Raw genomic sequence first — 22,759 nt, 5'->3', positions numbered from 1 at the left:
GAATGCCGAGACCTGTACATGGTCCTCATCCTGAGCCTGTCGAAGGACGAGGACCACGCACGGCGTTTAGATTTCGCTTGGCCCTAGCCCTCGGCGCGAGGCGCATCCAGGAACGTGTAGAGCGCCGCGATCCGGCCGTCCTTCACCACGGCGACGTCAAGGCCCGTGACCCGCCGGGGATCCTCCGGCGGCCCGAAGGCCCAGGCCAGGCGGCCGCTGTCCCGCAGCACGTCGGGACCGCTAATCACCGTGAAGACATGGCCGGGCAGCTTGGCGTGAAGCGCCGCGACCGCCTCCTCCAAGACGCGATGGCCGACATAGTGGCCATGCGGATCGGAGAAAACGCTGTCGGGGGCGTACAGCGCCTGGATCGCGATCGCGCGCTTGGCCGGATCGGGCTCGCCGAACACCTCGTGGAGGTTGCGGGTCAGCAGGGTTTCGATGGTCGTCGACATGATGGTGTCTCCCTTCGCGCCGCCTAGACCTGGGCCACGCCGCCGTCGATGGCCAGTTCCGAGCCGGCCATGAAGGCGGAGTCTTCCGAGGCCAGGAACAGCACGGCCTTGGCCACCTCGTCCGGCTCGGCGACGCGGCCGATCGGCACCTGGCTGGCCATGTAGTCCAGTAGGCCCTGCTGCGCGGCGGGATCCGTGCCGGCCAGCTCGACCAGACCCGGGGTCCGGATCGGTCCGGGGCTGACCACGTTGACGCGGATACCACGATCCTTGAGGTCCAGGGTCCAGCTGCGGGCCAGGTTGCGCACGGCGGCCTTGGAGGCGCTATAGACGCTGAAATTGGCCGTGCCGGTGCTGGCCGTGGTCGAACCCGTCAGGATCACGCTGGCTCCGTCGCGCAGCAGCGGCAGCGCCTTCTGCACGGTGAAGATCACGCCCTTCACGTTGCGGCCGAAGATGTCCTCGTACTGTTCCTCGGTGATCGCGCCCAGCGGCAGCATGTCGCCGCCGCCGGCGTTGGCGAACAGGGCGTCGATCTGGGCGTGGCGCTGCTGCACGGCGTCGTAGAGGCGGTCGATGTCGGCCAGCTTGGACATGTCGGCCCGCACGCCCACCGTCTTGCCGCCGATCGCCTTGACCGCCGCGTCCAGCTCGGCCTGACGGCGGCCGGTGATGAAGACGCTCGCGCCCTCTGCCGCGAACTGCTTGGCGGTGGCCAGGCCGATCCCGCTGGTGCCGCCGGTCACCACCACCACCTTGTTGTCGAACTTGCCGGTCATCTGAAGTCTCCTTGGCTTGCTCGGCGAACCGTTCGCCGTGGACAAAGAGATGCATCTGGAACGATCTGGCCGGTAGTCGGCCAATGTGGCACTAACTGTCTCGATAATGGGACAATGACATGCCCGACCTGAACGACTACCTGCTCTACGCCGCCGTGGTGACCCATGGCGGCTTCGCGCCCGCCAGCCGCGCCCTGCGCCAGCCGAAGTCGACGCTGAGCCGCCGCATAGCCCAGTTGGAGACGCGGCTGGGCGTCCGCCTAATCGAGCGCACCACCCGGCGCTTTCGGGTTACCGAGGTCGGCCAGGCCTTCTACGAGCGCTGCCGGATCGTGGCCCTGGACGTTGAGCAGGCCGACGCCGTCGCCGCCGAGGCCAAGAGCGAACCGCACGGCCTGATCCGCTTCAGTTGCCCCACCGGCCTGGTCGAGACCCTGTCGGCGACCCTGCCGCAGTTCCTGGCCCGGTTCCCCAAGGTGCGGCTGCAGGTGATCGCGGTCGACCGCGCCGTGGACCTGATCGACGAGCGGATCGACGTCGCTCTGCGGGTGCGCACCGTGCTGACCACCGACGCGGCTCTGACCATGCGCACCCTGGGCCGCTCGCGCCGCATCCTGGTGGCCGGACCGCAACTGGCCGCGCGCTGCCGCGACCTGGCCATCGACCAGCTTTCGACCCTGCCCACGCTCAGCCCCACCGATCAGTCGGGCGAACTGGTCTGGGACCTCCTGGGGCCGGACGGCGCGACCTGCGCGGTCCGCCACGAGCCGCGCATGACCTGCGGCGACTTCCTGGCCCTGCGCGACGCGGCGGCGGCCAATACCGGCGTCGCCTTCCTGCCCGATCACGTCTGCAAGGCCGACCTGATCAACGGTCGCCTGGTCCAGGTCTTCCCCGACTGGCGGTCCGAGGACGGGATCGTCCACATCGTCTTCACCACCCGACGCGGCCTGCCGCCGGCCGTGCGAGCGTTCATCGATCACCTGGCCGCCGTGTTCAGCCGCGATCGGCCGGTGGGGTAGATTTCGCTTCGAACGCGGTGCGTGGTCCTCGTCGCGTCGACCCGAAACGCAAAAAGGGCGTCCGTCGGTGACGGACGCCCCTTCAGCGATCTCGAGAGAGACCTAGGCCTTGATGAAGGCCAGCAGGTCCGGATTGATCACATCGGCGTGGGTGGTGGCCATGCCGTGCGGGAAGCCCGGATAGGTCTTCAGCGTGCCCTTCTTCAGCAGCTTGATGCCGATGCGGGCGCTGTCGTCGATCGGCACGATCTGGTCGTCCTCGCCGTGCATCAGGAACACCGGCACGTCGACCGACTTCATGTCCTCGGTGAAGTCGGTTTCCGAGAAGGCCTTGATGCAGTCGTAGTGCGCCTTGGCGCCGCCCATCATGCCCTGGCGCCACCAGTTCTCGACGACGGCCGGAGAGACCTTCGCGCCCGGACGGTTGAAGCCATAGAACGGGCCGGCGGCGATATCGTGGAAGAACTGGGCGCGGTTGGCGTTCTGGGCGGTGCGGAAGCCGTCGAACACCTCGATCGGCAGGCCGCCCGGATTCTTGTCGGACTTGACCATGATCGGCGGCACGGCGCCGATCAGCACCACCTTGGCCACGCGGCCGGGCTTGGCGCGCGCCGCGTAGTGGATGGCCTCGCCGCCGCCGGTCGAGTGACCGACGTGGACGGCGTTCTTCAGGTCCAGATGGTCGGCCAGGGTGATGACGTCGGCGGCGTAGGTGTCCATCTCATTGCCGGTGTCGGTCTGGCTGGACCGGCCGTGGCCGCGACGGTCGTGAGCGATGACCCGGAAGCCCTCGCCCAGGAAGAACATCATCTGGGCGTCCCAGTCGTCGGCGCTCAACGGCCAGCCGTGGTGGAACACGATCGGCTGGGCGGTCTTGGGACCCCAGTCCTTGTAGAAGATCTGCGTGCCGTCCTTGGTGGTGACGAAGCCGCTGCTCATGGTGTGGTCTCCTGGGGGTTTGGGCGAGGCCTTGGGCGTCGCCGCGGACGATTTGGACGCGGAGAGGGCGGGCAGCGCGCTCAGAAGGGCCAGGCTCAGGCCGCTGGTGACGACGCCGCGGCGCGATGCGCCTTCGGCCTCGCTCACGCCCTGCTCACGCGAACTCTGGTCACCGGAAGATGTGGTCATGCGCCCGCCCTCTCTGTCGATCCGGCGGGTGTCGCCGAAGTCCGACGGAAGGCTAGGACGATCCCGCTCCCGGGGCTTGGACATGCCTGTCGTGACTTGAAGGTTCTGAGCGCGTGACAGCGCTGGCGCGCAGGCCCGAGGTTATCAGGCGCGTGACGATCAGGGCTCGAAGCGGAAGAAGGTGTTGGCCGTCAGTCGACCCAGGCGCGGATCGAGGCTGGCCGGACGGTCGGGCAGCATCCCCGCGTGCAGCAGGTTGCTGGCGTAGACCACGATCCGGTTGAAGACCGGGGCGACCACGGCGGTCTGTTCGTAGAGGGCGTTGGAGGCGGCGACATAGCCCTCAGCGATCGCGGGCGGCGTGGCGATCTCCTCGCGAAACGCGGCCAGGTAGGTCGGCGCGCGCTCGGGGTCGACGGCCTCGAAGCCGGTGGCGCGGTGTCGGTAGAAGGCCGTGCCACCGTGCTCGGGCCCGCACAGATAGTGCAGGATCGCCAGCTGGGTCGGCGCGGTGGTGTCGATGTGCGGCAGGCGCTGGAGCAGGCTGGCCTGGTCGGCCGGCAATGCGGCCATCGACAGGGCGCAGGTGACGTGGGCCTTGCCGCCGACCGGCGCGCCGAAAGTCTCCGCCAGATACGGCCGCAGAGCGGTGATCAGGGCCTGCACATAGCCCGGCGGCGCCGGGGCGCGGACGCCGGGATAGAAGTTGGCGGCCGCCTTGACCGGCGCCAGGCTGGCGGTCACGGCGGCGAAATCGACCAGGGCCTCCGCGCCGGTCAGCAGCCCGTCCAGGATCAGGACCGGACGCCGCTCCTGGCCGATCTCCAGGGTCTCGACCCGGGGGGCCGGGGTCGGCGCGAAGGCGGGATCGCTCACCGCCGGGGCGCCTCGCCGGCCTCGGCCGTGGCCAGGTCGGGCGCCTTGGTCGTGAAGCCCTTCGCATAGACGTCGGTCAGCAGGGCGCGATGATCGGGCAGGCTGGCGGCGGCGCGCAAGCCCGCCTCGCGCACCCGCCCGAAGTCGGCCCGGGCCAAGTCGCCATGGACGTGGGCGGCGGGATCGACGGTGGTCTGGTAGCCCATGCCGTACAGAATGTACTGGTAGTTGAAGTACTTGAAGCTCTCGTGCAGGTTCGGGAAGTCGAACACGTTGGGCGGCCGGTGCTTCCACATCGCCAGATGGTCCTGGAGGCTTTCCGGGATCGAGGCCGGGTCGGCGTTGTCGGTCCAGAAGCTGTTGTCGGTGCGCTGGCTCAGGCAATAATGCAGCTTGATGAAGTCGATGGCCCGCAGGTAGCGGTCGGTCATCGCCGCGTTGAACTGGCGGGCGGCGGCCTCCATCCCGCCCTGGCGCGGCAGGTTGCGGGCCAGCATGTAGGCGGCCGCCTCGATCAGCACGATGCCGGTGGATTCCAGCGGCTCCAGGAACCCGCCCGACAGGCCCACCGCGACGCAGTTCTTGATCCAGTGCCGATCGCGATGGCCGACCTTCAGCTTCAGCAGGCGCGGCGTCAGACCGTCGCCGGCCTGGCCGACATAGCCGCGCAGGATCTGCTCGGCGCGATCGTCCGTGGTGTGACGACTGGAATAGACATAGCCCGTGCCCCGGCGCTCGGGTAGGCCGATGTCCCAGGTCCAGCCGGCCTCGTGGGCGGTCGAGATGGTGGTCGTGGCCACCGGCGCGTCCGGACGATCGTAGGGGACCTGCAGGGCCAGGGCGCGGTCGACGAACAGGGTGTCGCCCTTGTCGATCCACGCCGAGCCCATGGCCTCGCCGATCAGAGCGCCGGCGAAACCGGTGCAGTCGATATAGAGGTCGGCCATCAGGTCGCCGTGCTCGCGGGTGGTGACCGAGGCGATCGATCCGTCCTCGGCCTTGTTCACAGCCAGCACATTGCCCAGCACGTGCTTGACGCCCGTGGCCTTGCCGACGTCGCGCAGCAGGGTCGCCAGCTTGCCCGCGTCGAAATGGTAGGCGTAGGCCATCGGCCCGCCGTACTGCGGATCGTCCAGCCGCTTGGGTCCGCGCAGCGCGTCGCAGACCTTGTCCTGCAGGGTGACGGCGTCGGAGAACGGAACCTCGCCCGCCCCGCCCATCAGCCAGTAGGGCGCCAGGTCCAGTCCGCCGTTCAGCAGCCGGGGCTGGGCGAACGGGTGGTAGTAGTGGCTGTGGACCCCGTCCTTGGGCGCGGTCTTCCAGTCGACGAACTTGATGCCCTGCTTGAAGGCCGCCCCGGCCTCGCGCATGAACCGCGCCTCGTCGACGCCGATCGTGCGCATGGTGTTCTGGATCGTGGGGAAGGTGCCCTCGCCCACCCCGATGATGCCGATCTCGCTGGACTCGATCAGGGTGATGCGCACGCCGTCCGGCCGGGTCGAGCCCAGGCGTCGGGCGAGATACGCGGCCGTCATCCAGCCGGCCGTGCCACCACCGACGATCAGGATGTCGTTGATCGGCCTTTCGCCGCCGTCGTTCCCGCCCGTCTCGTTCACGCCGCCCTCCTCGCCCCGTCGACTCGCGCATCAATCGCCAAGTCGCGTACCCAACGTTCAAGCCCGGGGCCTGGTCCTTGCGCCAGTCTGGCCAGGTTCCGGGACGGTCGTCGCGCCCGGCCCACGAGGAGCACGCCGTGAGCGAGACCCTGACCATCCAGACGCCCGACGGCCCGTTCCAGGCCCTCGTGGTGCGCCCGACCACCACCGCCCCGGTCCCCGTGATCGTGGTGATCCAGGAGATCTTCGGCGTCAATGACGGCATCCGGCAGATCGCCGGCGAGATCGCCGCTCAGGGCTATATCGCCGTGTGCCCCGACATGTTCTGGCGCTTCGAGCCGGCCCTGGCCCTGTCGGACCACAAGCCGGACGACGTCGAGAAGGCCATCGGCTTCTACGGCCGCTACGACTTCGACAAGGGCGTGAGCGACCTGGTGGCCACGGTCGCCGCCGCGCGGACCCTGAAAGGCGCGTCGGGCAAGGTCGGGGTGACCGGCTACTGCCTGGGCGGACTGATGACCTTCCGGACCCTGGCGGCCAGCGACGCCGACGTCGGCGTGGCCTATTACGGCGGCGGCACCGACAACTATGTCGACGAGGGCGCGCGGATCACCCAGCCGCTGCTGATGCACCTGGCCGGTGACGACGAATATATCGGCGCGGCGGCCCAGGCGAAGATCCACGCCGCCCTGGACGGCAATCCCCATATCGAGATCCACACCTATCCCGGCCGCAACCACGCCTTCGCGCGGCCCAACGGCGACGCCTATGACGCGGCCGACGCCACGACCGCCAACGCCCGCACGGCCGCCTTCTTCAAGGCGCACCTGGGCTAGGCGGGAAAGGGTCAGGCGGGCAGCAGGCAACGCACCGCCTCGCCGATCCGCTCGGCGTCGGGGCCCAGCACCACGTGCACGGCGCGCTCGCCCACCCGGACCACGCCGCGCGAGTCCAGGGCGGCGAGCGCGGCCTCGTCCACGCGGCCGTTGTCGCGGACCACCAGGCGCAGGCGGCTGGAGCAGGCCCCGACCGCCTCGACATTGGCCGAGCCGCCCAGGGCGGCGACCAGGGTCTCGGCCCGGCTGCCGTCGGCGGAGGTGGGCAGGGCGACGGAGGCCTTGGCGACCGTCGCCACGGGCTTGGCGGGCGCCGGCGCTCCCCCCTTCATCCCGCTTAGGGCCGCGCGGATCTCGCCGGCCACGCCGTCGGCGATCGGACCCAACACGACCTGCAGGGCCTTGTCCGAGGGCTTGACCACGCCCCGCGCGCCCAGGGCCTTGAGCGCCGGTTCGCTGACCGCGCCCTGATCGGCGACGATCAGGCGCAGACGCGTGGTGCAGGCGTCGACCGACACCAGGTTGGCCGCGCCGCCGAGGGCTTGGACGAAGTCGGCCCCACGCCCGCCGCCGGTCGTGGCGGCCTCGGCGGCGGCCTCGTCATCGGCCTCGCGGCCCGGGGTCTTCAGGTCGAACTTGAGGATGAAGAAGCGGAACAGGCCGTAATAGACCCCGGCATAGAGCGCCCCCAGGGGCAGCAGCCACAGCGGGTGGGTCGCCTTGCCGAAGTTCAGCACATAGTCGAACAGGCCCGCCGAGAAGGTGAAGCCCAGCTTGATGTCCAGAGCGTTCATCACCGCCATGGCCACGCCCGTCAGCACCGCGTGCACCGCATAGAGCAGCGGGGCCAGGAACATGAAGCTGAACTCGATCGGCTCGGTCACCCCGGTCAGGAACGAGGTCAGGGCCAGCGAGGTCAGCATGCCGCCGACCGCCTTTTTCTTCTCCGGACGGGCCGTGTGGTACATGGCCAGGCACGCGGCGGGCAGGCCGAACATCATCACCGGGAAGAACCCGCTCATGAAGCCGCCGGCGGTCGGGTCGTCGGCGAAGAAGCGGCGCAGGTCGCCGGTGGCGCCGTGGTAGTCGCCGATCACGAACCAGGCGATGTTGTTGAGGATGTGGTGCAGGCCGGTGACGATCAGGATCCGGTTGAGGAACCCATAGACCAGCAGGCCCAGCTCGCCCGAGCCGACGATGGCCCGGCTGGCCCCGTCGACCGCGCCATTGATCCCGTCATAGCCGAAGCCGATCAGCACCGCGATCAACAGGCCGGCCACGCCGCTGATGATCGGCACGAAGCGCCGGCCGCTGAAGAAGGCCAGGTATTCGGGCAGCTTGAAGGTCGAGAAGCGGTTGTAGAACACCCCGCCGATCAGGCCCGAGGCGATGCCGATCGGCACGCTCAGCTTGGCCAGGGCCTTGGCCTTGTAGGCCGCTGAGGCCAGGTCGGCATGGGCCTTGATCAGGCCCGCCGTGACGTCCGGCGGTACGTGCAGCAGGGCCTTGGAGCCCTCGGTGGCGATCAGGAAACAGACCACGCCCGCCAGGCCCGCCGCGCCGTTGTTCTCGCGCGCGAAGCCCACGGCCACGCCGATGGCGAACAGCAGGCCCAGGTTGGAGAAGATCGCGTCGCCGGCGGCGGCGATGAAGGCGATGTTCAGCAGGTCGGGCTGGCCCAGGCGCAGCAGCAGTCCCGCCACCGGCAGGACGGCGATGGGCAGCATCAGGGCGCGGCCCAGGGGCTGGAGGAATTCGAGCGGGGACTTCATCGCTTACGCTCCAGCCTGAAAGGCTTTGCAAAGATCTCGGACGGCCTCGGGCGAGGTCAGGTCCAGCGCCTGGCGAGCCAGGGCCTGGCAGGCCGGCACGTTCAGGGTGCGGACCAGGGCCTTCACTTCCGGCACCGTCGCGGCCGTGGCCGACAGCTCGGTGACGCCCAGGCCCACCAGCACCGGCACGGCGACGAGGTCGGACGCCAGGCCCCCGCAGATGCCGACCCAGCGCTGATGCCTGGCCGCGCCCTTGCAGGTCAGGTCGATCATCCGCAGCACGGCGGGGTGCAGGGCGTCGATGCGGGCGGCCAGCTCCGGATTGCCCCGGTCCATGGCCAGCACGTACTGGGTCAGGTCGTTGGTGCCGACCGACAGGAAATCGGCCTCGGCGGCCAGCAGGTCGGCGGTGACGGCGGCGGCCGGGGTCTCGATCATCACCCCCAGCTCGATCCGCTCGGTGATCCCCATCTCGCGCTTGGTCTCTTCCAGCATGGCGCGGACGGCGCGCAGCTCGTCGAGGCTGGCGATCATCGGGACCATGATCTTGCACTGGCCCAGCGGCTTGACCCGCAGGATGGCCCGCAGCTGGGTCTTCAAGAGGTGCGGCCGCCACAGCGAGACGCGCACGCCGCGCAGGCCCAGGGCCGGGTTCTCTTCCGTCGGGATCGGCAGGTAGGGCGCGGCCTTGTCGCCGCCGACGTCCAGGGTGCGGATGATCAGCGGACGGCCGTCCAGGGCCGAGGCGATGGCCTGGTACTGGCGGGCCTGCTCGTCCTCGTCGGGCGGGGTCTCGCGCTCCAGGAACAGGAACTCGGTGCGCAGCAGGCCCGAGCCCTCGGCGCCGTTGGCGGCGGCGGCCAGGGCGTCGTTCAGCGAGCCGACATTGCCGAACACCTCGATCCGCGCGCCGTCGGCGGTGCGGCTTTCCTGGTGGGCGGCGGCCTTGGCGGCGGCCTTGCGCTCGTGGCGGGCGGCGATGGCGGTCTGGGCGGCGGCCAATTGGGCGGCGTCGGGCCCGACGCGCAAGCTGCCATTCTCGGCGTCGAGGATCAGGGCCGCACCCTCGGTGACGTCCAGCACGCCGGGACCGGCGGCGACGATGGCCGGGATGCCCATGGCGGCGGCCAGGATGGCCACGTGCGAGGTCGGGCCGCCCTTGGCCGTGCAGAAGCCGGCGACCTGGCCGGCCTCGACGCCCATCAGTTGCGAGGGCAGCAGTTCGTCGGCCAGCAGGATGGCGCCGGGCGGCAGGACGCGGGCCTCGTCCTCCTCGCCGGAGAGGGCGCGGAGCACCTGGCGTTCCAGGTCGATCAGGTCGTCGACGCGCTCGGCCAGGCGACGATCGCCCAGGCCGCGCAGGGCCTCGACATAGCCGCCCACGGCGCGGCGCCAGGCGAAGCCCGCGCTCTTGCCGTCGGCGATCAGCCGGTGGGCCGAGGCGGTCAGTTCGGGGTCTTCCAGGAACGCCAGGTGGGCGCCCAGGATAGCCTTGCGGGCGGTGTCGCCCTTGGCGGCCGACTTCTCGATCTTGGCGCGGACCTGGGCCAGGGCGTCTTCCAGGGCGGCGCGCTCGTGGCCCGCGCCGGCGCCGGTCTCGACGACCGTGATGTCGGCGGAGACGAAGCGCACGGCCTGGCCGATCGCCAGGCCCGGGGCCGCCATCACGCCGCGCAGCAGGCCCGGTTCGCTGGGCGGCGCGGCGCGAACCGCCTCGACCACGGCGGCCGGGGCGGCGGCCGGCGGCAGGGCCGCGCTCTCGCCCATGCCGCCCTCGATCAGTTCGACGATGGCGGCGACGGCGAAGTCGGCGTCCGGCCCCGAGGCGACGACGCTGATGCGGTCGCCGTGACGGATGGCTAGGGACATCACGCCCACGGGACTCTTGGCGCTGGCCCGACGGTTGACGGCGACCAGGGCCACCTCGGCGGCGAACTTGCGGGCGCTCTCGGCGATGCGCGCGGCCGGACGGGCGTGGATGCCGTGCTGCAGCGGCACCACGACCTCGCGCGCCACCTCGCCCTCGGCGATCGCCAGCACCGCGCCGGCGCCACCGACCGGGGCCAGCTCCATCAGGAAATCGCCGACCGAGGCGGCGTGATCCTGCTCGCGACGGACGATCTGGAAGGCGTCGGGATTGGTGATCACCACCGGGGTGATCAGGCTCTTGGCGCGCTGGCTGAGCAGGTCGAGATCGAAGCTGATCAGCCTGTCTCCGGCCTTTACCGCGTCGCCGTCCTTGACGTGGACCTCGAAGCCCTCGCCGCCCAGGCCGACGGTCTCCAGCCCCACATGCATCAGGATCTCGGCGCCGTTGTCGGCCCGCAGGGTGACGGCGTGGCGCGTGGCGTGCACGGCGATCACCCGAGCGTCGCAGGGGGCGTGCAGGGTCGAGCCCAGCGGGTCGATGGCCAGGCCGTCGCCCAGCATGCGCTCGGCGAACACCGCGTCGGGCGTCTCGTCCAGCGGAGCGATCCAGCCCTTGAGCGGCGAGGACAGTACGAGATTGGACACCGGTACGCTTCCTGCTTCCTGGATTAGTTCTTGGTCTTGATTGAGGTCAGCGCGACCTGGTCCAGCACTAGCGTCGGCTCGACGCTTCGGGCTGTAAAGCTCAGACAGAGATCGTGGACGCCGTCGCGCTTGGGCAGCACGCCCGAGACCATGCCCAGGGCCGGTCCGCGCGCGGCGGCGCCCAGCGGAAGGGCGGCGATGCGCTCGCCCCCGCAGCCGTCGATCCGCACCTCCAGCTCGCCGTCGGGCGTGGCGGGCGCGCGCAGCGGGATCTTCTCGCGGTCGGCGCCGATCTGGAAGTTGAACGGAACCTGGCCGATGCGGGCGGTCAGCTTCAGGCCGGTCGAGAGGTCCGCGCCCTTCCACACCCAGCAGGGGTTCATCAGATTGACCGCGAACACGGCGCGCGGACCGCTGACCGGGGCGTCGTCCTCCAGCGACAGGTTGATGCCGTCGCCGCAGAGCTCCAGCTGGTGACTGTTGCGGGTCTGGGCCGCTATCAGGCTGACGGGGTAGTCGCGGACACGGCCCAGGGCGGCGTCGCCCAGGAACGTCCGAGCCCGGACGGTCTTGCCCGGCGCGACCGCCAAGGGCGCTTCGTACAGGTTCGAGGCCTTCGTCGGGGCCTTGCCGTCGGTGGTGTAGCGGATCTCGCCCAGTCCCAGGCCCGAGGCCAGGACGACCGAGACCTGACCGCCGTCGGCGGGGCGTAGCGTCGCCTGGGGTTCGTAGGGCACAGTGTCGTGGGCGACGCCCAGCACGTCCAGCCGCGCGCTCTCGGCGGGCAGGCGGGCGGCGAAGCTGGCCCAGTTACGACTGGCCTCGGGCGTCCAGCCATTCTCGGCCACGGCGATCAGGCGCGGAAAGGTCATCTTCTCCAGCCGCTCGTCGGTGCGCATGTGCTCGGTGAACGAATTGGCCTGCAGGCCCAGGATGTGGGCGCGCTGGGCCTCGGTCAGGGCCGCCGGGGCGGCGTCGAAGTCGTAGACGTCCTTGAGGCTGACGATCTTGATCCGGCCGGGCGGCTCGTCGGCCGAGGCGCTTTGGCGGCGGTCCATATAGAGGGTGCTGTCAGGCGCCAGCACCGCGTCATGGCCCTGCGAGGCGGCGGCGACCGCGCCGTCGATCCCGCGCCAGGACATGACCGTGGCGTTGGGCGCAAGGCCCCCTTCGAGGATCTCGTCCCAGCCGATCATCCGCCGGCCACGGCTGTTGATGTGCTTTTCGGCCCTCTGGATGAACCAGCTCTGCAGACCGTGCTCGTCCTTGACGCCCAGGGCCTGGATCTGGGCCTGGACCTCGGGACTGGCCTTCCACTGGTCCTTCACGGCCTCGTCGCCGCCGACGTGGATGTAGGGCGAGGGGAAGAGATCCATCACCTCGTCGAGCACGTCGTTGAGGAAGCCGAACGTCTCGTCGCTGGGCTTGTAGAGATAGGGGAACACCCCCCAGTCGCCCATGTGCTCGCGCGGCGGGGCCTTGGTCATACCGAATTGCGGATAGGCCACCAGCGGCGCCAGGGCGTGGCCCGGCATCTCGATCTCGGGCACGACGGTGATCCCGCGCGCGGCGGCGTAGGCGACCAGCTCACGCACCTGGTCCTGGGTGTAGAAACCGCCGTAGCGGATGGGCTTGCCGGTCTTGGGATCCTTGCCCGCCGCGCCGGCCGGCACGCGCCAGGCCCCTTCCGAGGTCAGCTTCGGATACTTTTTGATCTCCAGCCGCCAGCCCTGGTCGTCGACCAGGTGCCAGTGCAGCGTATTGAGCTTGTGGGCGGCCATGGCGTCGAGGATCGACTTGATGGTGTCGACGCTCTGGAAGTGACGGGCGCTGTCCAGCATGAAGCCGCGCCAGGCGAAGCGCGGGGCGTCGTCGATGCTGACGGCGGGCAGATCGGCCGGCTCCTTGGCCTCGTCGGTCACCGCCAACTGCCAGACGCTGACCGCGCCGTAGAACAGGCCCGCGCGCTTGGCGGCGGTGATGGTGACGCCGGTGGGAGCGATCTCGAGCCTGTAGGCCTCGGGCTTGTCGCTCGCGGCTTGTCCCCGGGCCAGGACGATGGCGGCCTCGCCGGCGGGCGGCGCGCCCTCGACCACGGCGGGCTTCAGGCCCCGGGCCTTGAAGAGCATGTCGGACAGTTGGCCGGCCACGACGCGGGCCTCGACATCGCCCTTGGCGACGAAGATCCGGGTCTTGGCGGTCAGGGCGAAGCTCCCCTGCCCCATCGTCGCCTGGGCGGGCGCCGGAGTGAGGGTCAGGGTCGGCGTCGCGGCGAAACCGGCCGAAGCGAAGGCCAGCACGGCGACTGACGCGCCCGCCGAAGCGAAGGCCTGGGCGGCGCGTTTGGCGAAGGGCTTGAATACGATCATGAGAGGGCGCTCTCCGGCTGACATGCGGCAGGACCACGGGCGGCAAAAAGCGGGCGGAGCGTTTGACCGCTCCGCCCCAGCTCCGTGCTTGCAGTCAGGAGGACTTTGGTCGCGATCGGCGGGGCGGGACAGGTCATGATGCGATCCTGGACCATGCCGCCTCCGATGCAACGATCTCGGGAGGAAAGCGGGACCTCCGGCACGCGCCGAAGGTCCCGGTACGCGATTAGAACTTGAAGCGGACCCCGCCGAAGACCATGCGGCCGTTCTTGTAGATACGGGCCGGACGGTTCTTGTCGTTGTCGTAGTTGTCGGTCTGCTTCTCGTCGGTGAGGTTCACCGCGTCGAGGCTGAGCGAGATGTTCTGGGTCAGGTTGACGCTGGCCGAGGCGTCCAGCGAGGCGATCGAGTCCGACCACAGCTGGCGGTAGCCGCGCTCGGCGTCGTAGTCGACGAAGAACTTGGACCGATAGTTGTAGGACAGACGGGCGCTGAAGCGCTCGTTCTCGTAGTAGCCGCTGACGTTGAAGATGTTCTTCGAGTTCGACGGGATCGGCACGTCCGAGGACGAGCTGGCGTCGGAGTAGGTGTAGTTGGCCAGCACGCCGAAGCCGTTCCAGATCGGCATCTGGAAGTTGACTTCGATGCCCTTGGTCTCGCCGCCCGCCACGTTCACCGGACGACCGACATTGTAGTCGCAGCTGTAGAGGCCGGCGCTTTGCAGGACGCAGTTGTTGGCCGGGTTGACGACCCGCGGGTCGGCGGCGCCGGCTTGCAGCGGCAGCTTCTCGGTCGTCGCGCCCTGGACGATGTAGGTCGAGATGTCCTTGTAGAAGAAGTCGACCGACAGGATCGACTGCGGCGCGAAGTACCATTCCACCGTCGCGTCGTACTGGTTGGCGCGATAGGGGTCCAGGTTCGGGTTGCCGCCCGAGGCCGTCAGCAGGGACTCGGTCAGCGAGGTGAAGCCGGCCATCTGGGCGTAGTCCGGACGCGCCAGGACGCGGGCGGCGGCCAGGCGGATCACCACGTCGTCCTTCACGTCGAACGAGAAGTTCGCCGAGGGCAGGATGTCGGTGTACTGCTTCTCGCCCGTGGTCGGCGCCATCAGGCCGAACGGGTTGTTGATCGCGCCCGGCGTGCCCGCCGAGACGCCGACGCGCCAGGCGTTGGTCTCGATCTTGGTGTTGACGACGCGGACGCCGACGTTACCGCGCCAGCCTTCGCCCTTCAGGTTGCCCATCACGTAGCCGCCGAAGGTCTTCTCGTTGAAGTCGAAGCTTTCGAGCGGACCGAAGTGGTCGCAGTTCACCAGGCCGATACAGCCGCCGGTGTTGGGGTTGTTCGGATCGTAGATCGTGGCCGGACCCATCTTGGCGTAGATCGCCTCGATCTTGTTCTTGTCGGCCGTCAGGTAGCTGGACAGAACGCCCGGCCCCTTGATGCCGTCCAGGTAGTCGCTGTCGGTCAGGCCGCCGGCGACGCTGGCCAGCGAGCAGTTCTGGCCGCCGCACGCGCCATTGGCGAACAGGGCGCGGCGCTGGCCGTAGGTCTGCACCACGTCGCGGTCGTGGTCGGTGTACTTCAGGCCGAACTTGACCGAACTGAAGACGCCGCCGTCCAGGAACTTCTCGCCGTCGACGAAGGTGTAGAACTCGTCGTCGGTGTTGACGGTGGTGTTGGCCGAAGCCCAGCCCAGGGTCATTTCGTCATCGGCCGTCTTCGGGTCGATGTTGGTGAACGACACCTTGGGCAGGCCGCCCGACAGGTCGTAGCTCAGGCCGGTCGGGGCGTTGGTTTCCCAGAACGGCTGCAGGTCGGTCGCACCCTTGGCCTTGGTGTAGCCGACGCGGCCGCTGAACTCCCAGCCGTCGGCCGGACGCCATTTGCCGGCCAGGTCGATCGAACCGACATTGGTGTGGGCCAGGCGGTCGATGGCGTCGAACACCACGCCGTTGGCGCCCGGCTGGTTGAAGTTGCCGGCGACGGCGGTGCCGTTGCTGACCTTGGTGATGTTGTAGGTTTCGGTCGGCGTGGTGGCCAGGGCGCCGATCTTCTGGCTGACCCAGGCCATGTAGTTCTGGTTGAAGTTGTCGGCGTCCATCTTGGAATAGAGGCCGGTCAGGTTCAGTTCGAACTTGTCGGTCGGCGCGTACTGGATCGCGAAGTTGGCGCCCTTGCGCTCGCGGGTCTGGGTGAACAGCGACGAGCCGATCAGGCTGGGCGCGTAGACCGTCTGGCCGGGCGTGATGCCGGTGATGTTCGTGCCGTTGCCGGTGGCGGTGGTCACGGCCTGGTAGCCCAGGACCTCGATGCCGTCGCGGCGAATGCGGCGCTTGTCGTAGATGCCGCCGACCAGGACGCCCAGGGTCTTGTCGGCGTTGTGCCAGCTGAGCATGGCCGAGGCGGTCGGATCGGTGTTGCCCGACTTTTCGTCATGGAAGGCCTGAACCGAACCGGAGACCGAGATCGGGGCCAGGTCCAGCGGGTTGCGGGTGTGCACATTGACCGTGCCGCCCACGCCGCCTTCGTCGATGTCGGCCATCGGGCTCTTGAAGACCTCGACCTTGCCGACGATTTCCGACGGCAGCATCAGGTAGTTGAAGCTGCGGCTGGCCTTGAACTGATCGAGAATGAACCAGTCGGCGGTGGCCACCGAGTGACCGTTGAGCAGCGTGCGGTTCAGGGTCGGCGCCGTACCGCGGATCGAGATCCGCTCGCCTTCGCCGAATTCGCGCTGAATGGTGACGCCGGGAACGCGCTGCAGCGATTCAGCGACGTTCTTGTCCGGGAACTTGCCGATATCCTCGGCGGTGATGACGTCGATCACGGCGTTGGCGTTGCGCTTGGCCTCGACCGAGGCCTGCAGCGAAGCGCGGATGCCGGTGACGACGAGCTCTTCGACCTGTGTAGAGTCTTGCGCGAAGGCCGGCGCGGCCAACGCTACCGCCAGAACGCTGGCGGACGCAGATAGAATGGTCTTGTGGAAATTTCGCATACTCGGCTTCTCCCCTTTTTCCAGACCCTTGGGCCTGGAGCCGAACCCCAAGCCCAATCTGATACCAATTATCTGCGGACATCCGTAGAATGCGGTACTTCTCGGGCCTCGGAAGGGAACTGTGACGGAAATTTATCGGATGACAAGGCCAAAAAAGAACCAATTGCGGACCACGTTCTTATTGGTATGAAAATGGTCATATGCTATTTCCAGAGCCAAGCGATGGCGCGGTTTTGCGCGGGGGTGCGAAATTGACGATGTTTTCCGAGAGGATCGGTGGCCTGACCGGCGACGATCACGCTCCGCTCTACAAGCAGCTGCAACGCGCCCTGCGCGACGCCATCCAGAAGAAGGTGCTGGGCCCCGACGACGCCCTGCCGGCCGAACGCGACATGGCCGAGGAATTCAACATTTCGCGCATCACCGTGCGCAAGGCGCTGGACGGCCTGGTCAGCGAGGGCCTGCTGACCCGCCGCCAGGGCGCGGGCACCTTCGTCGCCGCGCGCGTGGAAAAGAGCTTCTCCAAGCTGTCGTCGTTCACCGAGGACATGATCTCGCGCGGTCGCACGCCACGCAGCGAATGGATCAGCAAGGCCGAAGGCTCGGTCACGCCGGAAGAGTCGCTGACCCTGGGCCTGTCGCCCGGCACGCCGGTCTTCCGCTTCGCCCGCATCCGCTACGCCGACGGCGCGCCGATGGCCCTGGAATATTCCACGATCGCCGGCTACGCCCTGCCCTCGGCCGAGGTGGTGGGCGTTTCGCTCTACGAAGCCCTGGAAGCCACCGGCCACCGTCCCGCCCGCGCCCTGCAGCGGCTGCGCGCGGTGCTGTTCACCGCCGAGCAGGCCGAGCTGCTGGGCGTGCCCGTCAAGGACGCGGGCCTGCTGATCGAACGCCGCAGCTTCCTGCCCGACGGCCGGGCGGTGGAAGTCACACAATCCTACTACAGGGGTGACGCCTACGACTTCGTCGCCGAACTGAACGCCCTTTCTTGAGGGCCAGACACCGAACGGGGCCTGCCCCGCGCTTATGTAAAGGGAACGTCCGTCTTGGAGGCCAACGTCTTGACCCGACCCGCACCCCCGGCTGAACCGGCGAGGCTGACGGCGGAATCGACCCGCATGTTCCTCGAGGCCGGCCAGGCCTCGCACGTCGTCGCCGCCCAGCTGAACGCCAACGCCGCCCGCGCCGCCCGGATCGCCGAGCGCCTGCGCGCCAACCCGCCCCGCGCCGTGGTCACCTGCGCCCGCGGCAGCAGCGACCACGCCGCCACCTTCGCCAAGTACCTGATCGAGACCCGCACCGGGGTGCTGACCTCGTCGGCCGCGCTGTCGGTCAGTTCGGTCTACGCCGCCCACCAGGACCTGGGCGACGTGCTCTATCTGGCCATTTCGCAGTCGGGCAAGAGCCCCGACCTGCTGGCCGCCGTCCAGGCCGCCAAGGAAGCCGGCGCCTTCGTCATCGCCCTGGTCAACGTCACCGACTCACCCCTGGCCGCCCTGGCCGACGAAGTGCTGCCGCTGCACGCCGGTCCCGAGCTGAGCGTGGCGGCCACCAAGTCCTACATCGCCGCCCTGGCCGCCATCGCCCAGCTGGTCGCCGCCTGGACCCAGGACGACGACCTGACCGCCGCCCTGACCACCCTGCCGGCCCTGCTGGCCGAGGCCTGGACCCTGGACTGGACCCCGGCCGTCGAGCGCCTGAAACTGGCTCGCAACCTCTACGTCCTGGGACGCGGCGTCGGCTTCGGCGTCGCCCAGGAGGCGGCCCTGAAGTTCAAGGAGACCTGCGGCCTGCACGCCGAGGCCTTCAGCGCCGCCGAAGTGCTGCACGGCCCCATGGCGTTGGTGAAGGCGGGCTTCCCGGTCCTGGTCTTCGCCCAGAACGACGAGAGCCGCGACAGCGTCGACGCCATGGCCAAGGGCGTGACCGAGCGCGGCGGCGACGTCCTGCTGGCCGGCGCCGGAGAAACGGGCGCCGGCGTGCTGCCGGCGCTGGCCGCCCACCCGGTGATCGAGCCGATCCTGATGATCCAGAGCTTCTACCGGATGGCCAATGCGCTGTCGGTGGCGCGCGGCTACGATCCCGACAGCCCCCCGCACCTCAACAAGGTCACAGAAACCGTCTGATGCAGTCCGTACTCGTTAATGGCCGCATCCTGACGCCGGAAGGGATCGTCGACGGCAAGGCCGTGGCGATCGAGGGCGGTCGGATCGTCGGCGTCACCGACAGCGCTGACACGCCGGCCGGCGTCGATCGCCAAGACCTGGACGGCGGCCTGCTGGTTCCCGGCTTCATCGACACCCAGGTCAATGGCGGCGGCGGGGTGCTGTTCAACGACTCCACCACCGTCGAGGCCATCGCCGCCATCGGCGCGGCCCACCGGCCCTATGGCACCACCGGCTTCCTGCCGACCCTGATCAGCGACGACCTGGCCGTGGTCGACGCGGCCATGCGGGCGACAGAGCAGGCCATCGAGGCCGGCGTGCCCGGCGTGCTGGGCGTTCACATCGAGGGTCCGTTCCTCAATGTGAAGCGCAAGGGCATCCACGACGCCAGCAAGTTCCGAACCCTCGACGACGAGGCCGTGACCCTGCTCAGCTCGCTCAAGCGCGGCAAGACGCTGGTGACCCTGGCCCCGGAGACCACCACGCCGGAAATGGTGCGCCGCCTGGCCGCCGCCGGGGTGACCGTCGCCGCTGGCCACACCAACGCCGCCTACGGCACGGTGCGCAAGGCGCTGGACGCCGGCCTGACCGGCTTCACCCACCTGTTCAACGCCATGTCGCCGCTGACCAGCCGCGAGCCGGGCGTGGTGGGCGCGGCGCTCGAGAGCATAACGGCCTGGTGCGGGATCATCGTCGACGGCCGCCACGTGGACCCGGTGGTGCTGCGCATCGCCCTGCGCACCCGGCCGCTGAACCGCTTCATGCTGGTCACCGACGCCATGCCCACTGTGGGCATGGTCGACAAGAGCTTCGACCTGCAAGGCCGCCACATTCGCGTGGTCGACGGGGTCTGCGTCGACGACCACGGCACCCTGGCCGGCTCGGACCTGGACATGGTCGGCGCGGTGCGCAACGCCGTGTCGATGCTGGGCCTGTCGCTGGAAGACGCCGTGTCGATCGCCTCCAGCGCCCCCGCCGCCTTCCTGGGCCTGGCGGGCCACCGCGGGTCGATCAGAGCCGGCCAGGCGGCCGATCTGGTGCTGCTGGACGAGGCGCTGAACGTCCGCCGGACCTGGATCGACGGCGTGGCGAACACCTAGAACCGATCCACAATCCGACCACGGACAAAAAAGAAGGGCGCTGGTTTTCACCAGCGCCCTTTGGTCGTTTCGGGGAGGAAATGCGACCTAGAACTTGTACTTCACGCCCAGATAGTACTGGCGACCGTAGTGCACGTACTCTTCCGAGGCCATGCGGGTCGAGTCGTCGACCTTGCTGTCTTCCTGGTCGGTCAGATTGATCAGTTCCAGGGTGACCGTGAACTTGCCCAGCTCGTAGCTGACCTGGCCATCGAGGTTGAAGGTCTTTTCCTTGATCCGCACGTCGTTGTTGTTGGTCGCCGAAGGCGCGACCTGGATCAGGTAGGCGTCACGATAGGAGCCCGACGCACGCGCCTTGAACGGCCCGTTTTCGTAGTAGAGCGTGACGTTGAAGGCGTCCGGCGACAGGTTCACCAGCGGCTGGGTCAGCATCACGGCCGGCGCGGTTTGCGTGCGCGGCGTGCCGCTGAACGTCGGCGCCTTGATGATGTAGGCGATGTCGCTCTTGACGTGCGTGTAGTTCACGATCGCGCCGAACTTGTCGAACGGAGCCGGCAGGAAGGTGAACGGACGCTGGGCGCTCAGCTCGAAGCCCTTCAGCTTGCCGCCCGGGCTGTTGACCTGGGTGGTGACGGTGAACGGCGTGTCCGGGGTGTTGGTGTTGCTCAGCAGGCTGTTGGGCAGACCGGTGTCCGACCACGGCATGACCTGGGCGGTCTGCTGGATGTAGGACTTGATGTCCTTCTGGAAGAAGCCGGCCGACAGCAGGGTTTCCTTGTCCGGATACCACTCGAAGCTCAGGTCCAGATTGTTGGCGAGCATCGGATTCAGATCCGGATTGCCGCGCGTCAGGGTCTGGTTCGGCTGGCTGTTGGCGGTGAAGCCCGGCGTCAGGTTCTGCAGCTGCGGACGGGTCATCACCTTGGCCGCGGCGAAGCGGATGAAGAAGTTCTCCATCGGCTGGGCCGAGATGTTCAGGGCCGGCAGGGTGTTGGTGTATTCGCGGCTGACGGTCTGGACAGCGTCCGTGGCGTATTGTTCCGACAGGGTGCCGATCGGCGTGGACACGGCGACCGTGGTGTTGCCGGCGTTGTAGTGGCCGCTCGCCGTCTGCTGGGTCTTGATGTAGCGCACGCCGAGGTTGCCGCGCACCGGGATGTTGAAGATGTCGTAGTCGAAGTCGCCCTGGATGTAGAAGGCGGTGTCCTTCTCGGTGACCGCGCGCAGGGCGCCCAACTGGTTCAACGAGCTCAGGCGGAAGTCGCCGTTGGCGTTGATGCAGTTACAGTCGTAGCCGATGACCTTCTTCAGCTTGTCCAGGTCGGGAGCGATCCACGAGGTCGGCACGCCGGCCGGCAGGTCCAGACCACGGCCGAAACCGGTGATGAGGCGCGAGACGTCGGCGATCGAGACGCCGGCCGGCAGCGGGAAGCCCGCCTCGGCCGTAAACGTGCTGCCCGTGCTGGCCAGGTTGCGCGAGAACAGGCGCTGTTCCGACGAGGTGAAGCCGTATTCCTTGTAGTCGCCGCCGTAGCGCAGCTTGAAGCCGTCGAGGATCTCGTAGTCGACGTCGGCGCGGAAGGTCTGGAAGGTGTTGACCGCCTTGCTGGGACGCAGACGCAGCAGCGAAGGATCGCCCTTGGCGTTGCTGTTGCTGTAGACGAAGTTCGACGGGTTGGTCGGGTCGAAGCCGTAGTTGAAGTTCGGCAGCTTGTCGTTGCCCGAGTAGTCGTAGCTGTAGTTGTCGCTGTCGTAGCGATCGAACGAGAACGTCGTCTGGACCGGGTTGTCCTGGATCGACCGCGACTGGCCATAGACCGCGTTGAAGTGGCCGCGCTCACCGAACTTGGTGTCATAGGTCAGGGTGAACTGGTTGAACTCGGTCTTCAGGTCGTCGTGGCGATACTCGACGCGGGCGTCGACGTCGTCGAACGTGCCCTTGATCAGGTTGCCCTTGTTGTCGGCCTGGAAGTTGACCACGTCGGTCTGGGGCAGGCCCGCGCCGCTGCGGCTGAACGAGATGACTTCCAGATAGGTTTCGTCGCGGTTGTTGGTGAAGTTGGCCACCAGCGCGTCGAGGCTCAGGGTCGAGTTCTCGGTCGGGCGCCATTGCAGCGAACCGGTGATGCCCAGGCGCTTTTGATCGTATTGCAGACGACCATAGCGCGGGATCCGCGGGTGCCAAAGGTTGTTGGCGGTGCCGGCGGCCGAGGCCGTGGGCGCGGTCGTGCTCGGGGTGTTCACGCCGATCTGCGAGCAGCTCAGGGCCGGGCCGCTGACCGGATTGTAGGCCGCGCCCGAGCAGGGGAACGAGGTCGAGGAGTTGTTCGGAACGCTGGGGTTTTCCCAACGACCGGTCGACGAGCCTTCTTCCAGGGTCTTGCGCTCGGCGTAGGCCACCGAGATCAGGGCGCCGATTTCACCGATGCCGGTGTCCCAGCGGTTGCTGGCCAGGAAGGTGAAGCGCGGGTCTTTCTTACGCGACAGGTCGTTCCAGCCGACCTTGGCGCCCATGCTCATGGCCGGGCCGCTGAAGTCGAACGGACGCGAGGCCTGCAGGTCGATGATCGCGCCCAGCGAGCCTTCCTCGTTCATGGCCGAGGTCGACTTGCGCACGGTGACGCTGTTGAACAGCTCCGAAGCGAAGATCGAGAAGTCGAACTGGCGGCCGCGGTTGGCGCCGCCCGAGCTGTCCTTGCCGCCGGTGGTGGCCAGGGCTTCCAGGCCGTTCAGGCGAACGACGGTGAAGTCGGGACCCAGGCCGCGAACGGTGATGCTGCGACCTTCGCCGCCGTCACGGTCGATCGACACGCCCGGCACGCGTTGCAGCGATTCAGCCAGGTTGAGGTCGGGGAAATCGGCGATGTCTTGCGCCTTGATGACGTCGACGAGGTCGTTCTCGCGACGCTTGATGTCGAGCGCGTTGGCCAAGCTGGCCCGGAAGCCGGTGACGACCACTTCTTCGACGGCGGTGTCTTCGACCGGCGCCGGCGCGGGCGCTTGTTGGGCCGAGGCGACACCCGCCACGGCCATCGCCATCAGCATGGCGCCGCTGGACGCACCGAGCTTCAGCGCACGGACGCGCTGCTTAGAGATCTGAGACAATGGATCCTCCTCCCGTGACCA

Annotated in this window: 15 protein-coding genes; 5 read left to right on the top strand and 10 right to left on the bottom strand. The window is 68.4% G+C overall.

Annotated elements, in window-relative coordinates; genetic code table 11:
* Positions 1 to 83: 83 nt before the first annotated feature.
* Positions 84 to 455, bottom strand: coding sequence for a nuclear transport factor 2 family protein (locus G3M62_RS02230; protein ID WP_165184377.1), 372 nt, complete (start codon positions 453 to 455; stop codon positions 84 to 86).
* Between the two features lie 23 nt (positions 456 to 478).
* Positions 479 to 1,234: an SDR family oxidoreductase gene (locus G3M62_RS02225; RefSeq protein ID WP_165184375.1), complete on the bottom strand. Its 756-nt coding sequence runs from the start codon at positions 1,232 to 1,234 to the stop codon at positions 479 to 481.
* 119 nt (positions 1,235 to 1,353) lie between these two features.
* Between G3M62_RS02225 and G3M62_RS02220 the strand changes: the two genes are divergently transcribed.
* Positions 1,354 to 2,256, top strand: a complete 903-nt coding sequence (locus tag G3M62_RS02220) for a LysR substrate-binding domain-containing protein (RefSeq protein ID WP_165184373.1) — start codon at positions 1,354 to 1,356, stop codon at positions 2,254 to 2,256.
* A gap of 102 nt (positions 2,257 to 2,358) precedes the next feature.
* Here the strand turns inward: G3M62_RS02220 and G3M62_RS02215 are convergent, their stop codons facing one another.
* The 3 genes from G3M62_RS02215 to G3M62_RS02205 form a co-directional block, all read right to left on the bottom strand.
* On the bottom strand, positions 2,359 to 3,195 hold the full coding sequence (locus tag G3M62_RS02215) for an alpha/beta fold hydrolase (RefSeq protein ID WP_165191168.1): 837 nt from the start codon (positions 3,193 to 3,195) through the stop codon (positions 2,359 to 2,361).
* 348 nt (positions 3,196 to 3,543) lie between these two features.
* Positions 3,544 to 4,260 carry a DUF6445 family protein gene (locus tag G3M62_RS02210; RefSeq protein ID WP_165184371.1) on the bottom strand — a complete coding sequence of 239 codons (717 nt, stop codon included), beginning with the start codon at positions 4,258 to 4,260 and terminating at the stop codon, positions 3,544 to 3,546.
* Positions 4,257 to 5,876, bottom strand: coding sequence for a tryptophan halogenase family protein (locus G3M62_RS02205; protein WP_165184370.1), 1,620 nt, complete (start codon positions 5,874 to 5,876; stop codon positions 4,257 to 4,259). Before G3M62_RS02205 ends, G3M62_RS02210 begins: the two co-directional genes overlap by 4 nt.
* A gap of 137 nt (positions 5,877 to 6,013) precedes the next feature.
* On the opposite strand from G3M62_RS02205, the gene G3M62_RS02200 reads away from it, so the two are divergent.
* On the top strand, positions 6,014 to 6,712 hold the full coding sequence (locus G3M62_RS02200; protein ID WP_165184368.1) for a dienelactone hydrolase family protein: 699 nt from the start codon (positions 6,014 to 6,016) through the stop codon (positions 6,710 to 6,712).
* 11 nt (positions 6,713 to 6,723) lie between these two features.
* Here G3M62_RS02200 and nagE read toward each other — a convergent pair whose 3' ends face one another.
* The 4 genes from nagE to G3M62_RS02180 form a co-directional block, all read right to left on the bottom strand.
* A complete protein-coding gene (gene nagE, locus G3M62_RS02195; protein WP_165184366.1) occupies positions 6,724 to 8,484 on the bottom strand; it encodes an N-acetylglucosamine-specific PTS transporter subunit IIBC in 1,761 nt (586 codons plus the stop codon).
* A gap of 3 nt (positions 8,485 to 8,487) precedes the next feature.
* On the bottom strand, positions 8,488 to 10,998 hold the full coding sequence (ptsP, locus tag G3M62_RS02190) for a phosphoenolpyruvate--protein phosphotransferase (RefSeq protein WP_165184365.1): 2,511 nt from the start codon (positions 10,996 to 10,998) through the stop codon (positions 8,488 to 8,490).
* Positions 10,999 to 11,021: 23 nt separating this feature from the next.
* The gene (locus tag G3M62_RS02185) at positions 11,022 to 13,367 is read right to left on the bottom strand and encodes a family 20 glycosylhydrolase (RefSeq protein ID WP_165184363.1); all 2,346 of its coding nucleotides are present in this window, start codon (positions 13,365 to 13,367) and stop codon (positions 11,022 to 11,024) included.
* A gap of 226 nt (positions 13,368 to 13,593) precedes the next feature.
* Positions 13,594 to 16,365 carry a TonB-dependent receptor gene (locus G3M62_RS02180; RefSeq protein WP_165184361.1) on the bottom strand — a complete coding sequence of 924 codons (2,772 nt, stop codon included), beginning with the start codon at positions 16,363 to 16,365 and terminating at the stop codon, positions 13,594 to 13,596.
* Positions 16,366 to 16,622: 257 nt separating this feature from the next.
* Between G3M62_RS02180 and G3M62_RS02175 the strand changes: the two genes are divergently transcribed.
* From G3M62_RS02175 to nagA, 3 genes are read left to right on the top strand one after another with little or no spacing between them, the layout of a single operon-like run.
* Positions 16,623 to 17,360, top strand: a complete 738-nt coding sequence (locus G3M62_RS02175; protein ID WP_165184360.1) for a GntR family transcriptional regulator — start codon at positions 16,623 to 16,625, stop codon at positions 17,358 to 17,360.
* Positions 17,361 to 17,414: 54 nt separating this feature from the next.
* Entirely contained in the window at positions 17,415 to 18,494 is a 1,080-nt protein-coding gene (locus G3M62_RS02170; RefSeq protein WP_165184358.1) for an SIS domain-containing protein, read from the top strand.
* Positions 18,494 to 19,633 carry an N-acetylglucosamine-6-phosphate deacetylase gene (gene nagA / locus G3M62_RS02165; protein WP_165184356.1) on the top strand — a complete coding sequence of 380 codons (1,140 nt, stop codon included), beginning with the start codon at positions 18,494 to 18,496 and terminating at the stop codon, positions 19,631 to 19,633. The genes G3M62_RS02170 and nagA overlap by 1 nt, the downstream gene beginning before the upstream one ends.
* Positions 19,634 to 19,720: 87 nt before the next feature.
* On the opposite strand, the gene G3M62_RS02160 is transcribed toward nagA, so the two are convergent.
* Positions 19,721 to 22,678, bottom strand: coding sequence for a TonB-dependent receptor (locus G3M62_RS02160; protein ID WP_425483860.1), 2,958 nt, complete (start codon positions 22,676 to 22,678; stop codon positions 19,721 to 19,723).
* Positions 22,679 to 22,759: the final 81 nt, after the last annotated feature.

Source organism: Caulobacter soli (assembly GCF_011045195.1).
GTDB lineage: Bacteria > Pseudomonadota > Alphaproteobacteria > Caulobacterales > Caulobacteraceae > Caulobacter > Caulobacter soli.
This window is presented reverse-complemented; position numbering and strand designations above follow the sequence as displayed.